The sequence below is a fragment of the Desulfovibrio sp. genome (assembly GCF_009712225.1).
In the GTDB taxonomy this organism is placed as follows: domain Bacteria; phylum Desulfobacterota; class Desulfovibrionia; order Desulfovibrionales; family Desulfovibrionaceae; genus Desulfovibrio.
Map to the genome: position 1 here is coordinate 160,352 of NZ_WASP01000010.1, position 17,675 is coordinate 178,026.

General features: G+C 59.3%; 17 protein-coding genes. 5 read left to right on the top strand and 12 right to left on the bottom strand.

Features of this window, described 5'->3' with window-relative positions:
- Positions 1–21: 21 nt before the first annotated feature.
- Entirely contained in the window at positions 22–2,460 is a 2,439-nt protein-coding gene (gene lon / locus F8N36_RS13065) for an endopeptidase La (RefSeq protein ID WP_291333257.1), read from the top strand.
- Positions 2,461–2,570: 110 nt separating this feature from the next.
- Here the strand turns inward: lon and F8N36_RS13070 are convergent, their stop codons facing one another.
- The 3 genes from F8N36_RS13070 to F8N36_RS13080 are packed head-to-tail and all read right to left on the bottom strand — an operon-like array spanning position 2,571 to position 5,202.
- Complete coding sequence (locus F8N36_RS13070) at positions 2,571–3,257, bottom strand: hypothetical protein (RefSeq protein WP_291333258.1); 687 nt, start codon at positions 3,255–3,257, stop codon at positions 2,571–2,573.
- A complete protein-coding gene (locus tag F8N36_RS13075; protein ID WP_291333259.1) occupies positions 3,251–3,820 on the bottom strand; it encodes a bifunctional adenosylcobinamide kinase/adenosylcobinamide-phosphate guanylyltransferase in 570 nt (189 codons plus the stop codon). Before F8N36_RS13075 ends, F8N36_RS13070 begins: the two co-directional genes overlap by 7 nt.
- Positions 3,820–5,202 (bottom strand): hypothetical protein, encoded by a 1,383-nt coding sequence (locus F8N36_RS13080; protein ID WP_291333260.1) that lies wholly within the window; start codon positions 5,200–5,202, stop codon positions 3,820–3,822. The genes F8N36_RS13075 and F8N36_RS13080 overlap by 1 nt, the downstream gene beginning before the upstream one ends.
- Positions 5,203–5,444: 242 nt before the next feature.
- Here F8N36_RS13080 and thiD point away from each other — a divergent pair, with 242 nt between their 5' ends.
- From thiD to truA, 4 genes are all read left to right on the top strand, one after another.
- Positions 5,445–6,248 (top strand): bifunctional hydroxymethylpyrimidine kinase/phosphomethylpyrimidine kinase, encoded by an 804-nt coding sequence (gene thiD / locus F8N36_RS13085; protein WP_291333261.1) that lies wholly within the window; start codon positions 5,445–5,447, stop codon positions 6,246–6,248.
- Positions 6,249–6,404: 156 nt separating this feature from the next.
- Entirely contained in the window at positions 6,405–6,842 is a 438-nt protein-coding gene (gene fliJ, locus F8N36_RS13090; protein WP_291333262.1) for a flagellar export protein FliJ, read from the top strand.
- A gap of 31 nt (positions 6,843–6,873) precedes the next feature.
- Positions 6,874–8,178 (top strand): hypothetical protein, encoded by a 1,305-nt coding sequence (locus tag F8N36_RS13095; protein WP_291333263.1) that lies wholly within the window; start codon positions 6,874–6,876, stop codon positions 8,176–8,178.
- A complete protein-coding gene (gene truA, locus F8N36_RS13100; RefSeq protein WP_291333264.1) occupies positions 8,178–8,951 on the top strand; it encodes a tRNA pseudouridine(38-40) synthase TruA in 774 nt (257 codons plus the stop codon). Before F8N36_RS13095 ends, truA begins: the two co-directional genes overlap by 1 nt.
- A gap of 108 nt (positions 8,952–9,059) precedes the next feature.
- Here the strand turns inward: truA and F8N36_RS13105 are convergent, their stop codons facing one another.
- The 9 genes from F8N36_RS13105 to flgA all read right to left on the bottom strand — a co-directional run bounded on the left by F8N36_RS13105 (position 9,060) and on the right by flgA (position 17,671).
- A complete protein-coding gene (locus F8N36_RS13105; protein ID WP_291333265.1) occupies positions 9,060–9,479 on the bottom strand; it encodes a hypothetical protein in 420 nt (139 codons plus the stop codon).
- Positions 9,480–9,639: 160 nt separating this feature from the next.
- Positions 9,640–10,650 (bottom strand): hypothetical protein, encoded by a 1,011-nt coding sequence (locus F8N36_RS13110; protein WP_291333266.1) that lies wholly within the window; start codon positions 10,648–10,650, stop codon positions 9,640–9,642.
- Positions 10,651–10,737: 87 nt separating this feature from the next.
- Positions 10,738–11,373: an HAD family hydrolase gene (locus tag F8N36_RS13115; RefSeq protein ID WP_291333267.1), complete on the bottom strand. Its 636-nt coding sequence runs from the start codon at positions 11,371–11,373 to the stop codon at positions 10,738–10,740.
- Positions 11,374–11,424: 51 nt separating this feature from the next.
- Positions 11,425–12,129, bottom strand: a complete 705-nt coding sequence (locus F8N36_RS13120; RefSeq protein ID WP_291333268.1) for an acyltransferase — start codon at positions 12,127–12,129, stop codon at positions 11,425–11,427.
- Entirely contained in the window at positions 12,130–12,900 is a 771-nt protein-coding gene (locus F8N36_RS13125) for a 3-deoxy-manno-octulosonate cytidylyltransferase (RefSeq protein WP_291333269.1), read from the bottom strand.
- Between the two features lie 111 nt (positions 12,901–13,011).
- Positions 13,012–13,926: an NAD(P)-dependent oxidoreductase gene (locus F8N36_RS13130; RefSeq protein ID WP_291333270.1), complete on the bottom strand. Its 915-nt coding sequence runs from the start codon at positions 13,924–13,926 to the stop codon at positions 13,012–13,014.
- A gap of 2 nt (positions 13,927–13,928) precedes the next feature.
- Entirely contained in the window at positions 13,929–14,720 is a 792-nt protein-coding gene (locus F8N36_RS13135; protein WP_291333271.1) for an aldolase/citrate lyase family protein, read from the bottom strand.
- A 902-nt stretch (positions 14,721–15,622) separates the two neighbouring features.
- The gene (locus F8N36_RS13140; protein WP_291333272.1) at positions 15,623–16,339 is read right to left on the bottom strand and encodes a flagellar basal body L-ring protein FlgH; all 717 of its coding nucleotides are present in this window, start codon (positions 16,337–16,339) and stop codon (positions 15,623–15,625) included.
- 27 nt (positions 16,340–16,366) lie between these two features.
- Positions 16,367–17,671 (bottom strand): flagellar basal body P-ring formation chaperone FlgA, encoded by a 1,305-nt coding sequence (flgA, locus tag F8N36_RS13145; RefSeq protein WP_291333273.1) that lies wholly within the window; start codon positions 17,669–17,671, stop codon positions 16,367–16,369.
- Between the last annotated feature and the right edge of the window lie 4 nt (positions 17,672–17,675).

Here is a 17,675-nt window from a genome sequence, read left to right on the forward strand (position 1 = left end):
CCTTTTTTCAGGGGAAAATTTATGACAGACGACATGCGCGGCTCAGACTCTTACATCGAACTGCCCATCATGCCTTTGCGCGAGGTGGTCATGTTCCCCCGCTCCATCATGCCGCTCTTTGTGGGCCGGGAAGCCTCCATCAAGGCCATCGAAGCCGCTCAGGCCACCTACAGCAAACAGATCTTTCTGGTGGCCCAGCGCGAGCCGGAACTGGAAAAGCCCGACGCACAGGACCTTTCGCCCGTGGGCGTGGTCAGTAAGGTGTTGCAGATGCTGCGCCTGCCCGACGGAACCATCAAGGTTCTGTTTGAAGGCGTGTACCGCGCCACCTGGGAAGACCTGCACGAAGAAGAACAGTGCGCCATGGTACGCGTGCAACGTCGCGCCGAAAAGCAGAGCCGCCCCGAAGAGCGCGAGGCCCTCGTGCGCGCCGTGCACGAAGCTCTTGAAGAATACGGCAAAAACAACAAAAAGATTTCGCAAGAGGCCGTGCTCTCAATTCTTGCCCTGCAGGAAATCGGCCCCCTTGCCGACGCCATCATTCCGCACCTCAAGGTCGATTACCGCAAAAAGCAGGAAGCCCTTGAGATAGACGACGCCACCCAGCGCCTCGAACTCGCCTACGAGCTTTTGCAGGGCGAGGTGGCTCTTGCCACGGTTGAAAAGCGCATTAAGAACCGCGTCAAGGTGCAGATGGAGCGCAACCAGCGCGAGTATTACCTCAACGAGCAGATCAAGGCCATCAACAAGGAAATGGGACGCGACGACGATCCCCAGGCCGAAGTTGACGAAATCGAGCAGAAGCTCAAGGCCCGCGACATGCCCGAAGAAGCGCGCGAAAAGGCTCTTTCCGAAGCCCGCAAGCTGCGCAGCATGCCGCCCTCTGCCGCTGAATACACGGTTGTGCGCAACTATGTGGACTGGATTCTCGACCTGCCCTGGAACGACCTGAAGCAGATTGACATTGACCTTGAAAAGGCCCGCGCCATTCTTGACGGCGACCACTACGGCCTTGAAAAACCCAAGGAACGCATTCTTGAGTACCTTGCAGTGCAAAAGCTCTCGCAGGGTCTCAAAGGCCCCATCCTGTGCCTTGTGGGCCCCCCCGGCGTGGGCAAAACATCGCTTGCCAAGTCTGTGGCCCGCGCCACGGGGCGTGATTTTGTGCGCCTTTCGCTTGGCGGCGTGCGTGACGAGGCCGAAATTCGCGGGCACCGCCGCACCTATGTGGGCGCACTGCCAGGCAAGATCATCCAGTCGCTCAAGCGGGTAAAGTTCAACAATCCGCTCTTCTGCCTGGACGAAGTGGACAAGATGACCTCCGACTACCGTGGCGACCCGGCCTCGGCCCTGCTGGAAGTGCTTGATCCGGAACAGAACAATACCTTCATGGATCACTACCTTGATCTGGAGTATGATCTTTCCAAAATCTTTTTCATCACCACGGCCAACTCGCTGCACTCCATACCCGTGCCGCTGCTTGACCGCATGGAAATAATCGAGCTCAACAGCTACCTAGAAACGGAAAAACGCCACATTGCCCGCCGTTTTCTGCTGCCCCGCCAGCGTGAGGAGCACGGCCTCAAGGAAGGCAACATCCGAGTGTCGGACAACGCCATTCTCGAGATCATCCGCTCGTACACGCGCGAGGCTGGCGTGCGCAACCTTGAACGCGAAATTGCCGCCCTGTGCCGCAAAACCGCCATCAAGCTTGTGGAAGACGACGATACGGAAAAATGCATTAGCATTTCGCGGCAAAGCCTGCCCTCCATGCTTGGCGTGAAAAAATACCGTCACGACGAACGCGAAACCGAACCGCAGGTGGGCGTGTGCGCGGGCCTTGCCTACAACCAGCGCGGCGGCGAAATTCTGCTGGTAGAAACCAGTCTCATGGCCGGGTCCGGCCATGTGGTTACCACCGGCCAGCTGGGCGAGGTCATGACTGAATCGGCCAAGGCGGCGCTTTCATACGTGCGCTCGCGGGCCGAGGTTCTGGGGCTCGACACGCGCTTCCACCGCAAGGTGGATATCCACGTGCACGTGCCCGCAGGCGCAACCCCCAAGGACGGCCCCTCGGCAGGTATCACCCTTGCCACCTCCATCACCTCTGCATTGCTGGGCATTCCTGTGCGCAACGATGTGGCCATGACCGGCGAGATTTCGCTGCGTGGCCGGGTGTTGCCCATCGGCGGCCTGCGCGAAAAGCTGCTGGCGGCGCGCCGTAGCGGCATCAAAAAGGTGATTATGCCGCACGACAACGAAAAAGACCTCAAGGAAGTACCGGACGAAGTGCTGCGTGACCTGGAGATTGTCTTTGTTGACCATGTGGACGAAGTGCTGCCGCAGGCGCTTGCCGCCCCCGCCGAAGAGATATTCTCCGGCAGGGCCACGGCCCAGCCCATCTGCCGCACCCTGCGGCCTGAAAAGCACGAGGACGGCAACAGCCAGCCCGCGCAGTAAGCAAGTATCAAGATGATAAAAAAGGGAGCCATTGGCTCCCTTTTTTTGTCGCCCATTTTGAGCTGGCAAATATTATCATGCAACGGGTCTTGCCCGCTACGTGCAGATTCTCAGGGTTCCACGGCGCGGCTTTCTGCCGCAACCTTGCGCAACAGAGATTCCATGTTGGCCACTGATGTCAGGCGCATTTCGCCCTTGGAGGAGGTCACGCGGCCTGTGACATCATAGGATTCACCGTTGCCGCCGTCGTGCACCACAAAGGGCACAAGCCAGCCGTCGCCGTCACGCCGGGCCTGCCCCACACTCTTGATTTCCTTGCGGCCAGTGGAGGCATCGGCAAACAGCGGTGCAAGCAGCCCCTGCGATGTCGTGGCAGAAGGCTTTTTGCCAGCGAACGCGCCGGACGAAATGCCGTTGAGCACAAAGGCGCGGGTTTCATTGAGCAGCAGAGAACGCACGTTGCCCTCCTTGGAGGCGGCCTGCGTAAACAGCAGGGCAACCATAGGGGGCAGGTCTTTTGCCGCTTCGGGGTCCTGGGCGCGACGCACAAAAAGATTCAGGGCCTGCTCCAGGATGGCGTCCACATCAACCTGCCGTTCAAAGGCGGCCACATCCGATTTGTCCACGGCACTGCCCGCATCCAGAATGCACTGGCGCGGATCAGTGGCGGCAATGGCAAAACCGGCCTGCAACACAACCAACAACCACAGCAGCGCGCCAGCGCCGCTCTGGATCATGCGGGCAACAGTTCCGCCGTTCGCAGCCCTTGCACCGGGCAGCTCAAAAAACTTCAGCATATTTCCTCCGGCAGCTGTCCCTTGAGCACAAGGGGCAGCCCGCAGCTTACAAAAAGTACGGTGTCGCACACGCGGGCCAAAGCCTGATTGGCAAGGCCCAGCGTATCCTGAAACCGTCTGCCAAGGCTCGACATGGCAACCATGCCAAGGCCCGCCTCCACGCTCACCAGAACGAGCGGCAGGGGATAGTCGGCAATAACAGCCGCCAGTGCGTCCACGCGGTCAAGAATGTCCTTTTCCGCCATATCGGCAGCCATAAGGTTGGCTACCCACAGGCTTACGCAATCAAGCAGCACAACTCCGGCAGCACAATTGTCACTGCCGCCAGCAGATTTCCGCGCTACGCCGGCTAGCACCGCCGCAGGGTCAAGCGGCTCCTCGCTGCACAGCCAGCCGCTGCCGCGCTCCGCCTTGTGGCGGGCAATGCGCGCGGTCATTTCTTCATCATCAGCCCGCCCGGTGGCGAGATACAGACGATGTGGGGCCTGCGCTTCGGCCCAGCGCAGGGCCATACCGCTTTTGCCGCTACGCGTACCACCCACAAACAGCAGAGCTTTGCCCATCAGGGTTGTCCCGTTCTGGCGGCAGGCGCGCGCTCTGCTGCGCCCTGGGCGCTCTGGCCCGGTAATACGGGGACAGACTGGGGCTGAACCAGAGCGGGAGAAGCCGCTGGGGGCGGAGTCAGTGCTGGCGAGGTCTGCACATGCGCCCCGTCAGATGCACCGTTCTGCAGCGCGCCTTGCGGTATATTCTGCGAGGCGGGCTGCGGCTGAAGAGGCGCGCCCGTACCAGCCTGAGCACTGCGCCTTGCCAGATCACGCAAAATACCCGCCGAGGCCTGAACTGATTCCAGCGCCTGTGGGTCGGAGCGCAAACGGCGGTCAACCCACTGGGCCACAAAGAACAGGGAATCGTCGTCCAGAGCCTGACCGCCGCCCTGACGGATGGCCGCCACAAGTGTACGCTGCAAGGCGGCGCGGTCTTCAAGCGCACGGCGATAACGGGCACTCAGGCCGTCTACCCGCAGCTGCGCCGTTGAAACCTGCGAATCTGAAGCATTATTTTCGCGCAACTGGTCAACGGCAAATACGGCTTCGGCCATTTGCGCGTTAATATCCACAACACCTTGCGAGCCCTTTTCTTCCTCGCGCATACGGGCTGCAAGATTGGGCACAGAGGCAACGCCCTCAAGCGCGCCAGCCAGCAACACAAACCGCCCGGCCATGGCCATATGCAGCTGTCGAATCTGATCGGGCGTAAAGCCCTTGGAGGCGGCGTCGCGGTTGACGGTCTCCAGAAAACGGTCAGCGTACAGACCATACAGACCGCGCAACATGGTAGGATGAAAGGCATAGCGCAGCAGCGCGTCACGCCCGCCCTTGCCGTCTGCCGTACCAGCAAGCTTTACCCCGTACCGCTGGTTTAGTGCCTGCACGCTCACGTTAAGCGTGCCTGCCTGCGGACCGGGTTTGAAGCGCGACACAATAAAAGCCGCCAGATCTTCCACAAATTCCAGCTTAATGTGGCTGTCTTCCGTTACTTTTTGCGGCATTTGCAGTCCGTTCTGCTGCCCCGCCTGCCCGGTGGGAATAGAACTGACCACGGGTGAGGCCACGCTGCCCTGCACGGTCTGGCCTGCCAGAGTGCCGGGCGAGGTGGGGGGGCTTACAACCGAGATGGGCGGGGGTGGCGGCGCATCGCGCAGTACATCGCCCACGCCTGCCAGAAGCGTGCCGCTGGTGGCATTGTTGATGACTTCTGCGGCCTTTTCCTTCCACTGGTCGCGTGTGGATTTATCGCGCGTGAGCCAGTAGGCCGCACCGCTCACCAGGATCACCGCCAGCACCGCCAGCACAACCGCCTTGACCGCGCCCGCACGGGCGGGACGAGGCTTGGGCATGTTCATGATATCAGGTACGCTCAGTGGCTTTTTTTCCAGTTTCATAAAATTCTCCTCAAACGGCGATCCACCCTGTCAGCGCTCTGGGCGCACCAAACCGCCTCAAAAAACGGCACACAAAGCCGCTATTTTCGTTTATTGCGCGTAAATGCTAGCATTGCTTCCCTGCGGTGTGAAGACATTTTCAAGAGAGTTTCTGGATACAGCCCGCCAGCCCGCATTGCACCCTACGGGGCGTCAGGGTATAGTAACCGAATAATCACGCAGCATTTCAAGAGAGGCTTTATATGCTTACTCCCCCCAACATACTTACCATCGCCGGTTCAGATTCCGGCGGCGGCGCGGGCATCCAGGCCGACCTCAAGACCATCATGGCCCTCGGCGGCTATGGCATGAGCGTTATCACTGCTCTGACCGCGCAAAATGGCCTTGGCGTAACGGGCATACATGCGCCGGATGCGGACTTTGTGCTGCTGCAACTGCGCACGGTGCTTGAAGGATTTTCGGTCAAGGCCGCCAAAACTGGCATGCTCTTTTCCGCCCCTATCATCCGCGCTGTTGCGGCCGAGTTGCGCAAGCGCGACTTTCCGCTGGTTGTTGACCCTGTTTCCGTAAGCCAGAGTGGAAGCCGCCTGTTGCAGGAAGATGCCGTTGCCGCCCTGATTGATGAAATGCTGCCCGACTGCGACCTGCTGACCCCCAACCGCCCTGAGGCGGAGATGCTCACCGGCATGACCATCGCCAGCCTTGGGGATGCCGAGGCTGCGGGCGAAAAACTCATTGCCATGGGGGCACGTGCCGTGCTGATCAAGGGCGGGCACATGGAAAGCTCCATCATGGTTACAGACTGCCTGTGCGTGCCCGGTGAACAGCCCAAACACCTGCCGCAGGCCAAGGTTGAAACCGCCAACAACCACGGTACGGGCTGCACACTCTCGGCGGCCATAGCCACGGGCCTTGGGCGCGGCCTGCCCCTGCAGGTGGCTGTAACCCGTGCACAGGAATATCTTAACCTTGCACTGCGCAAGAGCTACGCGCCCGGCGAGGGCTGCGGCCCGGTAAACCATGCCGCTGGCCTGAACATCAGCTAGCCGCCTCAACCTCACCCACTGACAGGGCTGCCTGCACGGCCGCCGTGGCGGATCTGCCCCCGATCATCTAGTTGTGGGCAGCCAGCATGCGGTTGGCCCACTGTTTGCACTTTCAGCCAGTGGATAGAACGGGTGTCAAAATCAAGGCGGTGTAGTGTGCCCTTCCATTTTAAAATGCAGAAAGTGCTCGATTACCGGGAGCAGCTTGAGGAAGAAGCCAAGGTTGATCTGGCCCTCAAGCAAAGGCTTCTGGAAGATTCACGGGCCCTTTTTGAGCGGCTCAAAACCGAGCTGAGGCAGTGCGAAGACCGCCTTTTTCAGTCAGCCCTTGCGCCGCAGGGCGAGCGCTGGCTCATGGAACAGTACCTGAAAGGGCTCAAAGGCGATGTGGCCAATGCAGCCATGCAAACACGCATGCACGAGCAGCTGGTTGACGAAGCCCGCAAAATGCTCGCTGCCCGCGCCATAGAACGAAAACTGCTGGAAAAGCTCAAGGAGCGCCAGAACCTGCAGTATCTTCGCGAGGAACAACTGAAGGAGCAACGCGTCAATGACGAAACAGCCACACTCCGCTACAAAGCTCCGACTCTCTAAGCTTTTCCGCTGGCTGGCGGTGCTCTGCTTCATGAAGCTTATCATCCTCGGCATGTTGCTGCTGGATGTGCCCGCACCCTCCTGGCTTGGCGGTTCGTCAAAACAGGAAGCCGCCAGACAGGAAAACAGCAAGCCGGATGCCCCTGCCAGGGCCGAGTCTGGCCAGCGAGGCATACAGCAGGTTGCGGAACCCCCTGCCCCGGCCATAGCGCCGTCGGCATCTGGCTCAGCACAATCCGGCCCAGCACAATCCGGGCTGGCGCAAAGCCTCGGTTCCTCTCTTTCCGCCATTGGCTCGACGCTTGATTCTACCCTTGATTCTGTGGTCACGGCTGTCAAGGACAAGGCAGAAACCGGCCTCAGCGAACCTCAGGGGGCTGCTGCGGCCCGCATGGCCGCCGCTGCCAAACCGCAGACCGGCCACGCCGCTGCTGTGGCAGATGCAGCCATGCCCGCCCCGCTTATTCGCGTGGGCGCTTCTGGCGGCGCGCCCTCTCCGGCAAGCGCTGTCGGCCAGAGCCAGACTTTTTCACCCAGCATGCCAGAACCGCAGCCCCTGCCCGCTCCGCTGGCAGAACCGGGAACCAGTGCGCCTTCCAACAGCCTTATTGTTTCGGCCAAGCCCAACCGCGCCAGCGAATCTGAATGGCTCGACGCCCTTGGCCTGAGCCATCTGCCCATCCCTGGCCTTGGCAGTGTTCAGGCGGCCCATGCGGCGGCTCTCGACATGCCCGTGCCCCAAACACCCACCGCGGGGCAGTCACCCTTTTCCCCCGCAGAGCAGACCGCTCCGCTGAGTGTGCCGGGCGCGCCGCCCATTCCCGCAAATATTCCCCGTGGTCAGAGCTCTGACGGTGCCCCCCTGCCGCCGCGCGGCTCAACGGGCGGCAACGACGGTTTTCTGCCTGCCCTGCCTCAGGGTCAGCCTGCAGGCACGCTGCCCGCGCCTTCGGTGCAGACACCCCAGAACGCCTACGCCAACGATCCCAACAACAAGGCGCAGGAACTGGCCCGTCAGCAGCAGGATATTCTTGTGTTGCGCCAGCAGATGGATCAGCGCCTCAAGGATATTCAGGAAACCGAAAAGAAAATGCAGGACATGATCCGCGAGGCCAGAGGGCTGGAGAACGACAAGGTTCACCGCCTTATCCTCACATACTCCATGATGAAGCCCAAGGCTGCGGCCAAGGCGCTGGAGAGCATGGACGAGCGCGTGGCCATACGCATTCTTTCCGGCATGTCGCCCAAGCAGTCTGGCGAAATACTCACCTATGTGGCCCCGGCCAAAACCGCCAAATTTACAGAGCTTATCACCCGCATGAGGATTCCCGACTGATGCGCCTCAAACTTCTTGTGGCCTATGTGGGAACCCGCTACAGCGGATGGCAGATTCAGGAAAAACCCAGCCCGCCGCCCACCATTCAGGGCGAGCTGGAGGCAGCCCTGCGCACAATCTGCGGGCAGGCCGTGCGCGCGCACGGCTCTGGCCGTACCGATTCTGGCGTGCACGCTCACGGCCAGGTTGTGCACTGTGATGTGCCCGACAGCCGCGCGGGGCTCGACTGGCGCAACAGCCTCAATGCCATTTTGCCGCGCGACATACGCGTGCTGCATGCCCAGCAGGCCGCATCAGATTTTCATGCCCGCAAAGACGCCCTGCGCAAAACCTACGCCTACCAGTTCTGGCAGGAGCAGACCTTCATGCCGCCGTACCTCACGCCCTTTGTGTGGAAATGCGGCCCCCTCAGGGTGGATGCCATGCGCGCCGCCCTGCCCCACCTTCTGGGTCAGCACGACTTTGCCGCCATGCGTAACGTGGGCACGGATGTGGACAGCACGGAACGCACCGTTCTGCAGGTCGACCTGCACGCCATGCCCCCCTGTGAGTTTTACCCCACACACGCGCCCATGCTGCGCTTTATGGTAACGGCAGACGGATTTCTCAAACAGATGGTGCGCAACATGGCGGGCCTGCTGGTTGCCTGTGGTCAGGGCAGGGTTGACCCGCAAACTGTGCCCGCCCTGCTTGAAACCTGCGATCGTCGTGCTGTGCCTTCGGTTACCGCGCCGCCACAGGGGCTTGCGCTGGTAAGCGTGGTGTACCCCTAGTTTTCTGCAGCTTGCTGCCCAGAATTGCGCGCCACGTGGCGGTACAGCAATACAAAAGCCCCCGCTCTGACAGAACGGGGGCTTTTGCCTGTATGGTTACCGGCTTGCTCAGATTATTTCACTGAGGCCAGATTGCTCCTGCGCCTTGAACTTTTGCTGCAGCATGAGCGGCAGCGATTCAGGGTCGGTTGGATCAAATTCAAACATCACGGCCGTGCCGAAACACGAAAAATACTTGCTGCCATCGGGGTGAAAGGCAACATTTTCGTTATAGCCCACAATGGCCTGCGCGCCCTTGTTCATGGCGCGGGCTGCCATGCCGAAAAAGGCTTCTTCCGAATCAAAACCCCGGCAGCACACAAGGCCAAGCACCTTGGCGATACGGCGGCCTTCCACCTGATGTGTCGTCACCACAGGAAAACGTCCGGCAAGAAAAATCTCTCGCACACGATCACTGGCGTCAGAAACACCAGACGACCTCTCGGCCTTGCGGCTTTTTTTCTCGTGGCCTCCCAGCAAAAAGAACATGCTGAACCTCCAGATCAGATGGATGTTCGGGCGTATGACGCCCGTTGCGTTCAGTTTTGCAAATGGCTTGCCAATGAACAATTTTCCTTAAAATACATATAGTTAAATTAAAGAGCAACGCCATAGTCAGCGTCTTGACGCCACCCCTTGCGCTATGCGGTCAGCGCATCTGGTTGGCATCGCGCACAAAATCATTATAAGCGGCGCGGCTTGCCACGGCGGCCTTATTCATTTCAAAACGCAGGGGGGCGTAAAATTCTTCTTCAAGCCCTTTGTCAAAAAGCTCTGCATAGCTTTCTGCCTGTTTGAGAAAAGCACGATAGCGGCGCTCCAGGTCGGGGGCAGCCCTGAAGGGCGGGCGACCGCCATCAGCCAGGGCCTCTGCCAGCTCCTGACGTTGCGCTTGCAGAGCTTCCCGGTCAGGCTTGTCGGGTGCGAGAAGGGTGGCAGCCTTGCCAAATACGGCAAAGATACGTTCCGCAGCCTGAATCTGGCGCTTCAGCGGGTGGTTGTGCAACAGCAGGTCTTCCGCCGGGGCGGCCTCGGCCTCCACAATCTGCATAAAGCCGTCACGGGCCACAACAAAGGCCGCGTGGGCCTTGGCAATTCCCGCTGCCAGATATTTGCCTTTCACTCCGTCGTCCTGCAACGAGGCGTCCTCCACATACTTTTCAAGTGTGCGGTAGTCGGCGCGCATGCTGCCAATGGCCTTGTTCATATCCTGCACGCAGGCCGCCATCTTCCTGGTCTGCTCGGGCGTAAACAGCCCCACAGGCGGTACAAGGCGACGGGCAAGTTTTTCGTCTTCGTCCGGATTTACAACAGGCCGCTTTGCCAGCTGCCACTCTGCAAGATAGTATTTGGTGTATGCCATAAGCACGTCGGCCTGGGCATAACGGCCCGTTGCAAGCGCCATGGACGCAGAATTGGAAAAAGCCACCAGACGGTCTGCCCTGTCCAGGTCTACGGGGCTGGGGGGCTGGCTGGCTTCCGGCTCGGCCTGTTCAACGGCGGGGCTTGTCGCCTTGGAGGCAGCAGAGCTGGAAACACCAGAGGCTGATTCCACCTTGGTTTTGTCTGCCTTGTCCGCTTCTTTCTTGCCCGATTCGCAGGCGGTGAGCAGCAGGGCCAAACCCAGAACCAACACCAGAGTATGGAGTATGTTTTTCATAGGCATACACGTACGAACGTCCCGCATAGGGCGGGACGTTCAATAACAGTTATAAATTGTTGCGAATATTCCTCGCAGACAAGAGAGCTACGCTCTGGCGGCGATCCAGGCATTGAGGCCGGTGAGGTCGTCGCCCCAGGGGAACGATCCGCCCTTGAGCTCAGGCCCCACGCCGTAAAACTGCGTACCAACGGTTTCTGCGGCATCGCGGTCAGTGGGAGCATCGCCCACCATCAGCACGTCAGCGGGGTCAAGCTTCTGCCCGTCCACAATCTGCCCAAGCAACACGGCCTTGGCTGGCGGGGAACCGTGGATGGCATCAAAATATCTGTCCAGTCTGCGTTCGCGCAGCACTGCCTGCACTTCTTCGTGCGGCGCGCCAGAGCACACAAACATGGGCAGCTTGCCGTGCCATGAATCAAGTGTTTCCTGAATGCCGGGCACAAGTTCACAACGGCGCAGTTCGTCCAGAGCGTACTCCGAGAAAAGGTTGCCGAGGTGTTCCGATTCCTGCGGCGTAATGGTCTTGCCCAGGACCTCTGTAAAAAACCACTCAAACTTTTTGTAACGGCTCACGCCGCCATGCACCTTGTGGTACATCAAAAAGCGGTCACGCGCTTCAGGGCCGAAAGGCTCCATAACACGGGCAAAGGCGCGGGTTTTTACGGGCACGCTGTCAAGAATGACGCCATCACAGTCAAAAACAAGGCATTGCAGTGACATAAAATTCCTTGAAAAACAGTTCTCTCTGTACTTTCGCTCGTGGTTTGCCGCCTAACCGCGCATGCCAATCTGCTTGGCAGGCACGCCGCCCACAATGCTGAAGGGGGCCACGTTGCGGGTTACCACCGCACCAGCGCCCACCACCGCGCCACGCCCGATGCGCACATCGGGGGTGATGACGCAGTTGGCCCCGATCCACACGTCTTCTTCAATAATGATCTGGCCAGGCACATGCCCCTGGTGCATGATGGGCACATCCTGCCGCGCAATACAGTGGTTTGCTGCGCGGATAACCGTGCCGGGACCAATGGCGGTCTGCGCGCCTATTTCTATGCGCCCCGCATCGGCCCCCACATGCACATTGGGCGACAGAGCCACGCTGTCGTGCAGCACCAGCTCGCCATCGCTGGCCGTAACAAAACAGCCGCGCCCCATGCGCACACCGTTGCCAATGCGCATGTTGCCGCAACCGGCAAGGCTCAGGCCCGTAGCAAAACGCGCGGAACCGCAGCCTTTGAAAAGCCAGCGCCAGGCCAGCAGGCGCAGGGCAATGCCCACAGGCGTGGGAATCCACGTAAAGGTGGCGATCCACAGCTCTTCAAGCGCTGCCTTTACCCGGCTGCCCACGCCGGGCGCGGCATGCGCCCCCGGCTGTGCGGCGGCGCCGCAGGATTTTGCTCCTGCGGCGCACGCGCCATTGATATCAGAAGCGGGCTTGCCGCTCTGCGAATCAGAAGAAGGGAGGTTGCCCGGCATTTACTTGCTGTATTCCTTCATGAGGTCGTCGCCTTCCATCAGACGGGCCACGCGAGCGAGATCCTCGGGGGTGTCAACGCTCCAGCTGCGGCAATCTGTGGGTACCATGTGCACCTTTTCGCCGTGTTCCAAAACGCGCAGCATGTCTACCGATTCGTAAATTTCCAGAGGGCTTTCGGGCATTTCGTTAAAATGCAGCAGATAGTCGCGGCGGAAGGGAATGATGCAGACCTGCTTGCGCATGGGAACCTTGTCGTAGCCCTTTTTGCGGGAGGGGATAGGCTCGCGCGAGAAGTAGACGGCGTTGTTGAAGTGGTCAACAACAACCTTGACTTCATTGGGATCTTCAAATTCTTCAATGGTATCCATATCGGCCATAAGATTGACCACATTGATGGAGGGGTCGGCCAGCATGGGGGCCACGGCGGCGTCGATCATTTCGGGGCGCACCATGGGCTCGTCGCCCTGCACCATCACCACGATGTCGGCCTTCTGACCGGTTGCGGCCTCAATCTTGAGCAGGGCCTCGGCAGTGCGAGTAGAGCAGCGAACGTGGTGGTCGCCGGTCATCACGCTTTTGAGGCCTGCATCCCTGCAGTAATTTTCAATAATTTCGTCGCAGGTAGCCACATAGGTGGCGGAAAGGCACTTGCTCATGGCAGTGCGGTAGGCCACATGCCCCACCATGGGTACGTTGTGGATAAGGGCAAGCGGTTTGCCGGGGTAACGGCTGGAACCCATACGCGCGGGAATGATGGCAATAATATTCATATGGCGGCTCCTTGTGGCCTCAAAAAATGTGCTGTGGTTTCAAAAAATCGCATCCAGTTGCGGCCCCGGTGGCGTTACGCCGCCAAAGCCAAACCGTACACTGCGCAGGGTCTAATCGTCGGTGGAGACGAGATACCCGCCTTCAGAGGCCAGTTCGGGGTGCAGTTCCTTGTGCTCTTCTTCCATCACGCGCAAAATGCCCTGCCCCAGATCAACCGTAAGCGGCGGAACCAGCTTGCGGCCCACCTTGGGCATAAAGGCGTAGGGCGTAACCTGATAATGCCCGCTGTTGGGGTCGTTCTGGTAACTGATGTCCAGTTCCTTGCCCAGCATTTCGCCGATCATCTTGAACAGGTCGCCCACACGCATGGGCTGGTTGCCTGAGATGATGATGTTCTGGTTTTCAAATTCCGGGTCAAGCACGGCCAGGGTTGCCGCCGAGGCATCGTCCACATGCACGTATTCGCGCAGGGCCGTGGGCGCGCCGTAGTAGGTGATCGCGCCCTTTGCCAGTGCCTCGTACACAAACCTGTTAATGGCATTGCGACGGTCAGACCGGGGACCGTACAGCGAGCCGTAGCGCAAAATGGTGTAGGGCAGGTTGTGCATGGCCTGATAATTTTCAATGTACAGTTCGCAGGCCTGCTTGCTGCAGCGGTAAAAACCGCCAGACTTGCCATACACATAGAGCGAGCTTGCAAAAACATAACGCTTCACGCCTGCCTTGCGGCAGGCTTCAAGCACCATGACGTTGCCCAGCACGTTGATGCGCGCAGTATCCACAGGGCGGTTATTGGCCTCGCCGATATCGGCAATACCCGCATAGTTGAAGACCATATCCGCACCGACAACGGCGCGGTTAACGGTTTCTTCATCCAGAATATTGCCCGCAAGCATGGTCTGGTCGGGTCGCAGCCAGGGTGAGGGATGCAGATCAACAATGGTGACCGCATGCCCGGCTTCAGAAAGCTTGTCGCAAATATGCGAGCCCAGAAAACCAGACCCGCCAAAAACGGTAATTTTCACTGCTATTCTCCCGAATTGGGGCGTTCAGCCGCCCGCCACAAAAAGACCGAATCAATGCCATAAGCGATAAAACGGCTGCCAGCCTCGATCTGCCGCGCAAGTTCCGCAGGGTCGGGTTGCACAATGTGCAGGCCCATACGGGCGCCGACCTTGGCACAACCCGCAGCAATACGGGCCATGGCAGCCTTGAAGTCCGGGTGGTCAAACTGCCCGGTAAGCCCCATGGAGCCCGAAAGGTCGTACGGGCCAACCATGATGGCATCAAGACGCGGATGCGCCAGAATGGCCTCGAGATTATCAACCGCACGGATGTGCTCTATCTGGGCCACCAAAAATATCTCGGGCGCGCGGTTGGCGCGATAATCATCAAACTCTTTGCCAAACACGTTGGCGCGGCAATAGCCCACGCCACGGTATTCCGGCGCGGTTTCGCCAGCTTTGCGCCAGCTGTCCTGACCGGGGTACACCGAAAGATCAATGGCGCGGTCAAGCTGCTCGCGGCTTTCGATCATGGGGAAGATCAGCCCCTGGGCTCCGGCCTCAAGCGCGGCCTTGATCTGGGTTTTACTGGCCTCGCCCAGACGGGCAAAAGGCGCTGCGCCGCCGCATTCAATGGCGCGAAAAATATCCGGCAGGCCGGTGCGGCCAAAAGAGCCATGTTCCATATCAACGGCAACCCAGTCATAGCCGGCGCGAGCCATAAGCTCGGCCACATCGGCAGAGGGCAATTGCAGCCATGTGCCCACAGTGGCCTTATCTACCGCCAGCCGTGCGCGAATTTCATGTACAGTCATATCAAGCGGCATACCGCCGCAGGGTTAGAGATTGCGACAAACGCTCTATACTATACGCCCTGCTTGCAGCGGGCGCAATACAGCTGGCTGGGGTTCAGCCCACACGATTAGCCCGGCATGCAACATTTGGCGGCCTGCCCTGCCCCCCACAACTACCCTGCGGGCCGCAATGACCGGCCTTGCGGGGCCCAAACACGCTACCGCGCTGGCAAATCCCAATAGCAACATGGAATTGTTAATTTTTTATCAAGGACAAAACAGGGCAAAGGCGGGGCTTGGCGTTTTACACCGAGCGTGCTAATAAAAAGCCCCCCGTCGGATAACGGAGGGGCTTGGTAAGGAACCTGACTGCGGCAGAACAGTCTGGTTCGCAGGAGGAGAGCGGAAAAATAAACAAGGCCGTCAGAGTTTTTTGACACTGACGCTTGTATGTAGAACGCCGCCGCTGGCAGAAGCTGCGGACGTTTGAATCCATTCTCCACCGGGGCTCCTGGATCGCAAGATTCAGGAGCTTTTTATTTTATACAACAGCCTGAAGATGCAGGTAAAAAAAGCGCTGGGCACACCCAGCAATGCGGCAGGGGGGCCTTCATGAACTGCGGATAACATAGAATGGAAGAAATCTTAGGTCAAGGAGCTGCGCAATTTTTCACATATTTTTTTGCAAATTATTTTTTCATTTTTTTCTAATTATCTAAAATTTAAGTGTAAAAAATTTCCTATTTTTCAGTCATGTTACACGGCACGCCGCCTTGCCTCACCACTACCTCACAAGCCACCCCGCACGCCCCTTGATGCAGGTGAGCTGATGCCATCCCCACCAAGAGGGGATACAAACACAACGCGCACACCCCGCCAGCGCACGCCAACGGGGTGTAGAAGAAGTTCGTCAAACAGCAAGGCTAGAACGGCCAGACGTTATCCATAAGACGGGTGAACCAGCCAGGCTTCTGCTTGTCGGCCAGAACACCCTTGCCGTAATATTCAATGCTGGCGTCGGCAATCTGGGTAGAAAGCACGCTATTGTCGGCGCTCACGTCCTTGGAACGGATCATGCCGCGCACCACCATGTATTCTGTCTCTTCGTTGACACGGATTTCGCGTGCCCCCTCAATTTCCATAAGTCCGCCCGGCAGCACCCGCAGCACCCGCGTGGCCAGCGAAGTGGTCACGTAGTTTTCACGCTTGGTCTTGCCCGTGGCGTTCAGGTCACTGGCAGAACTGGTGTTCAGCACTGGCAGGCCCACTGACGGCTGCGGGCCGATGGGCATAAAGGGAATAAAGCCCGCGTGCCCACGGTTGAACATGGCCGACACTTCGTAATCGTTTGTGCCTTTCTTGTTGGCCGTTGTTTCAGCCTTGTTCTGGGCCTTGGTATTTTCCACCAGTTTGACCACAACAATATCGCCCACGCGGCGGGCGCGGCTGTCTTCAAACAAAGTATCGGTTTCGCTGGCGGCAAAGAGTGAGCCGGGGTTATTGGCCGCGGCCTCCTGCCGGTATTCCTGTTGCGGGGTCACCGGCGGGTGCAGGGCTGGCCGCCTTGTGGGGCTGCCGCCGCAGGCGACGCAGAACAGATAGGTCAGCGCCAGAACTGGTATTAAATAACGTGCCTGCATATGTTCCTCTCCTTCCACCTTTGAACGCTAGTGGATTTCCACGGTGGTGCCATCTTTTACTATGGCGTAGACCTGTTTTTTCGTTTGCAGATTACGTACCGCGATGGTTGCCCCGGGCTCGCCGTCCGCAAGAGCCTGGGCCTGCGTGGCTATGCGCAGATTACCGCGTATGTAGATGAGGTTGACCACATCGCCCCTTTTGACCATCAGCTGGCTCACAAGGTCGCTCTGCAGAATTGGCTCGCCAGTGTTGAGCGCACGGTTGAGCTGCCATGGGCCGCCGCGGCCATCCCAGGGCAGATCACGCAACTGGCTGGCGTTGACCTTCATAAAGGTAACCGATTCCGCGGCCAGGGCCTCGCCCTTGTTCATGGCACGCGAAGCTGCAGGGGCCGTTATCCACAGGGTAAGGTTGACCGTACCCGAAATGCGCCGCAAAACGTTGCCGTCGACCTCTTGCACCGCAAAACGCAGCGGCACGCGTCCGGGCGTGAGCTTACCCGGTTCCAGCTGCACGCGCTGCTGGGGATGGGCCAGAAAAATATAGTCCGGTAGCCGAAAATCGCTCAGCTCCACTTGCCCCGGCATGGCCGCCAGCTGCGGCGTCAAGCTTTTGACTACATAGGAGCGCAGGTCTTCCTCGTGAAAAACAAGGCCTCCGCGCTGAATCACCAACGAACTGGGCAAAATGCAGCGACCGGCCACCTCTTTGCCCAAGGCTTGCCGCAGTGCCTGAGCGAGCCGCGAATTGTTGATCTGAAGCGGTTTGCCTTCTTCTGGCGGCGCTGGCCACAGGGGCTGTGCCCGCAGCTGGCCCCAGATGTCGGGAGCTATCTGCCCTAAGGGTGTGGCAATATCGCCCAGCATCACCATATCTGTATTGGTAACTGCAGCCGACAAAATTTTGAGTCGCCAGTCGTCTGGACCAAGCATGTTCAGCTGGCCATCCTGCGTTGTGGGGGCCTCGCCCGCTGCAATCATGTTGCGCGTCTTGGCGGCGCGCTGGTCCTGCGCGTTATCGGCCAGAGGCATCTGCCCGGCCTGTGCCTGAGGCGTCTGGCCCGGCTGCACCTGCCCCACCTGTGCCTGTGGGGTTCGCAGCTGGGTAACAATCTGGTTGGGCGAACGGCGATGATTACGGTCATTGTCCTGCCATGTGGCGCTGGGCACGCCGCCCTGCGGCGCCGCAACAACGGCGACCACACCAGGGCCGCACAGCTGCCAGCAAACCAGAACAGCAACAAGAGACCCCGCTGTGCAGAGCAGGCCGCGCAGGCTTGCACGCCGCGCAGGGCCACCCCAATGTGCCAGTATTGCCCGCAAAAACCGCATGACG

Bases quoted from the DNA above. Each gene is read 5' to 3' on its own strand.
- F8N36_RS13125 (WP_291333269.1), bottom strand. From the start codon at position 12,900: ATGAATATTATTGCCATCATTCCCGCGCGTATGGGTTCCAGCCGTTAC.
- flgA (WP_291333273.1), bottom strand. From the start codon at position 17,671: ATGCGGTTTTTGCGGGCAATACTGGCACATTGGGGTGGCCCTGCGCGG.
- F8N36_RS13110 (WP_291333266.1), bottom strand. From the start codon at position 10,650: ATGAAAAACATACTCCATACTCTGGTGTTGGTTCTGGGTTTGGCCCTG.
- truA (WP_291333264.1), top strand. From the start codon at position 8,178: ATGCGCCTCAAACTTCTTGTGGCCTATGTGGGAACCCGCTACAGCGGA.
- F8N36_RS13095 (WP_291333263.1), top strand. From the start codon at position 6,874: ATGAAGCTTATCATCCTCGGCATGTTGCTGCTGGATGTGCCCGCACCC.
- F8N36_RS13075 (WP_291333259.1), bottom strand. From the start codon at position 3,820: ATGGGCAAAGCTCTGCTGTTTGTGGGTGGTACGCGTAGCGGCAAAAGC.
- F8N36_RS13120 (WP_291333268.1), bottom strand. From the start codon at position 12,129: ATGCCGGGCAACCTCCCTTCTTCTGATTCGCAGAGCGGCAAGCCCGCT.
- F8N36_RS13105 (WP_291333265.1), bottom strand. From the start codon at position 9,479: ATGTTCTTTTTGCTGGGAGGCCACGAGAAAAAAAGCCGCAAGGCCGAG.
- F8N36_RS13080 (WP_291333260.1), bottom strand. From the start codon at position 5,202: ATGAAACTGGAAAAAAAGCCACTGAGCGTACCTGATATCATGAACATG.
- F8N36_RS13140 (WP_291333272.1), bottom strand. From the start codon at position 16,339: ATGCAGGCACGTTATTTAATACCAGTTCTGGCGCTGACCTATCTGTTC.
- F8N36_RS13115 (WP_291333267.1), bottom strand. From the start codon at position 11,373: ATGTCACTGCAATGCCTTGTTTTTGACTGTGATGGCGTCATTCTTGAC.
- F8N36_RS13070 (WP_291333258.1), bottom strand. From the start codon at position 3,257: ATGCTGAAGTTTTTTGAGCTGCCCGGTGCAAGGGCTGCGAACGGCGGA.
- lon (WP_291333257.1), top strand. From the start codon at position 22: ATGACAGACGACATGCGCGGCTCAGACTCTTACATCGAACTGCCCATC.
- F8N36_RS13135 (WP_291333271.1), bottom strand. From the start codon at position 14,720: ATGACTGTACATGAAATTCGCGCACGGCTGGCGGTAGATAAGGCCACT.
- thiD (WP_291333261.1), top strand. From the start codon at position 5,445: ATGCTTACTCCCCCCAACATACTTACCATCGCCGGTTCAGATTCCGGC.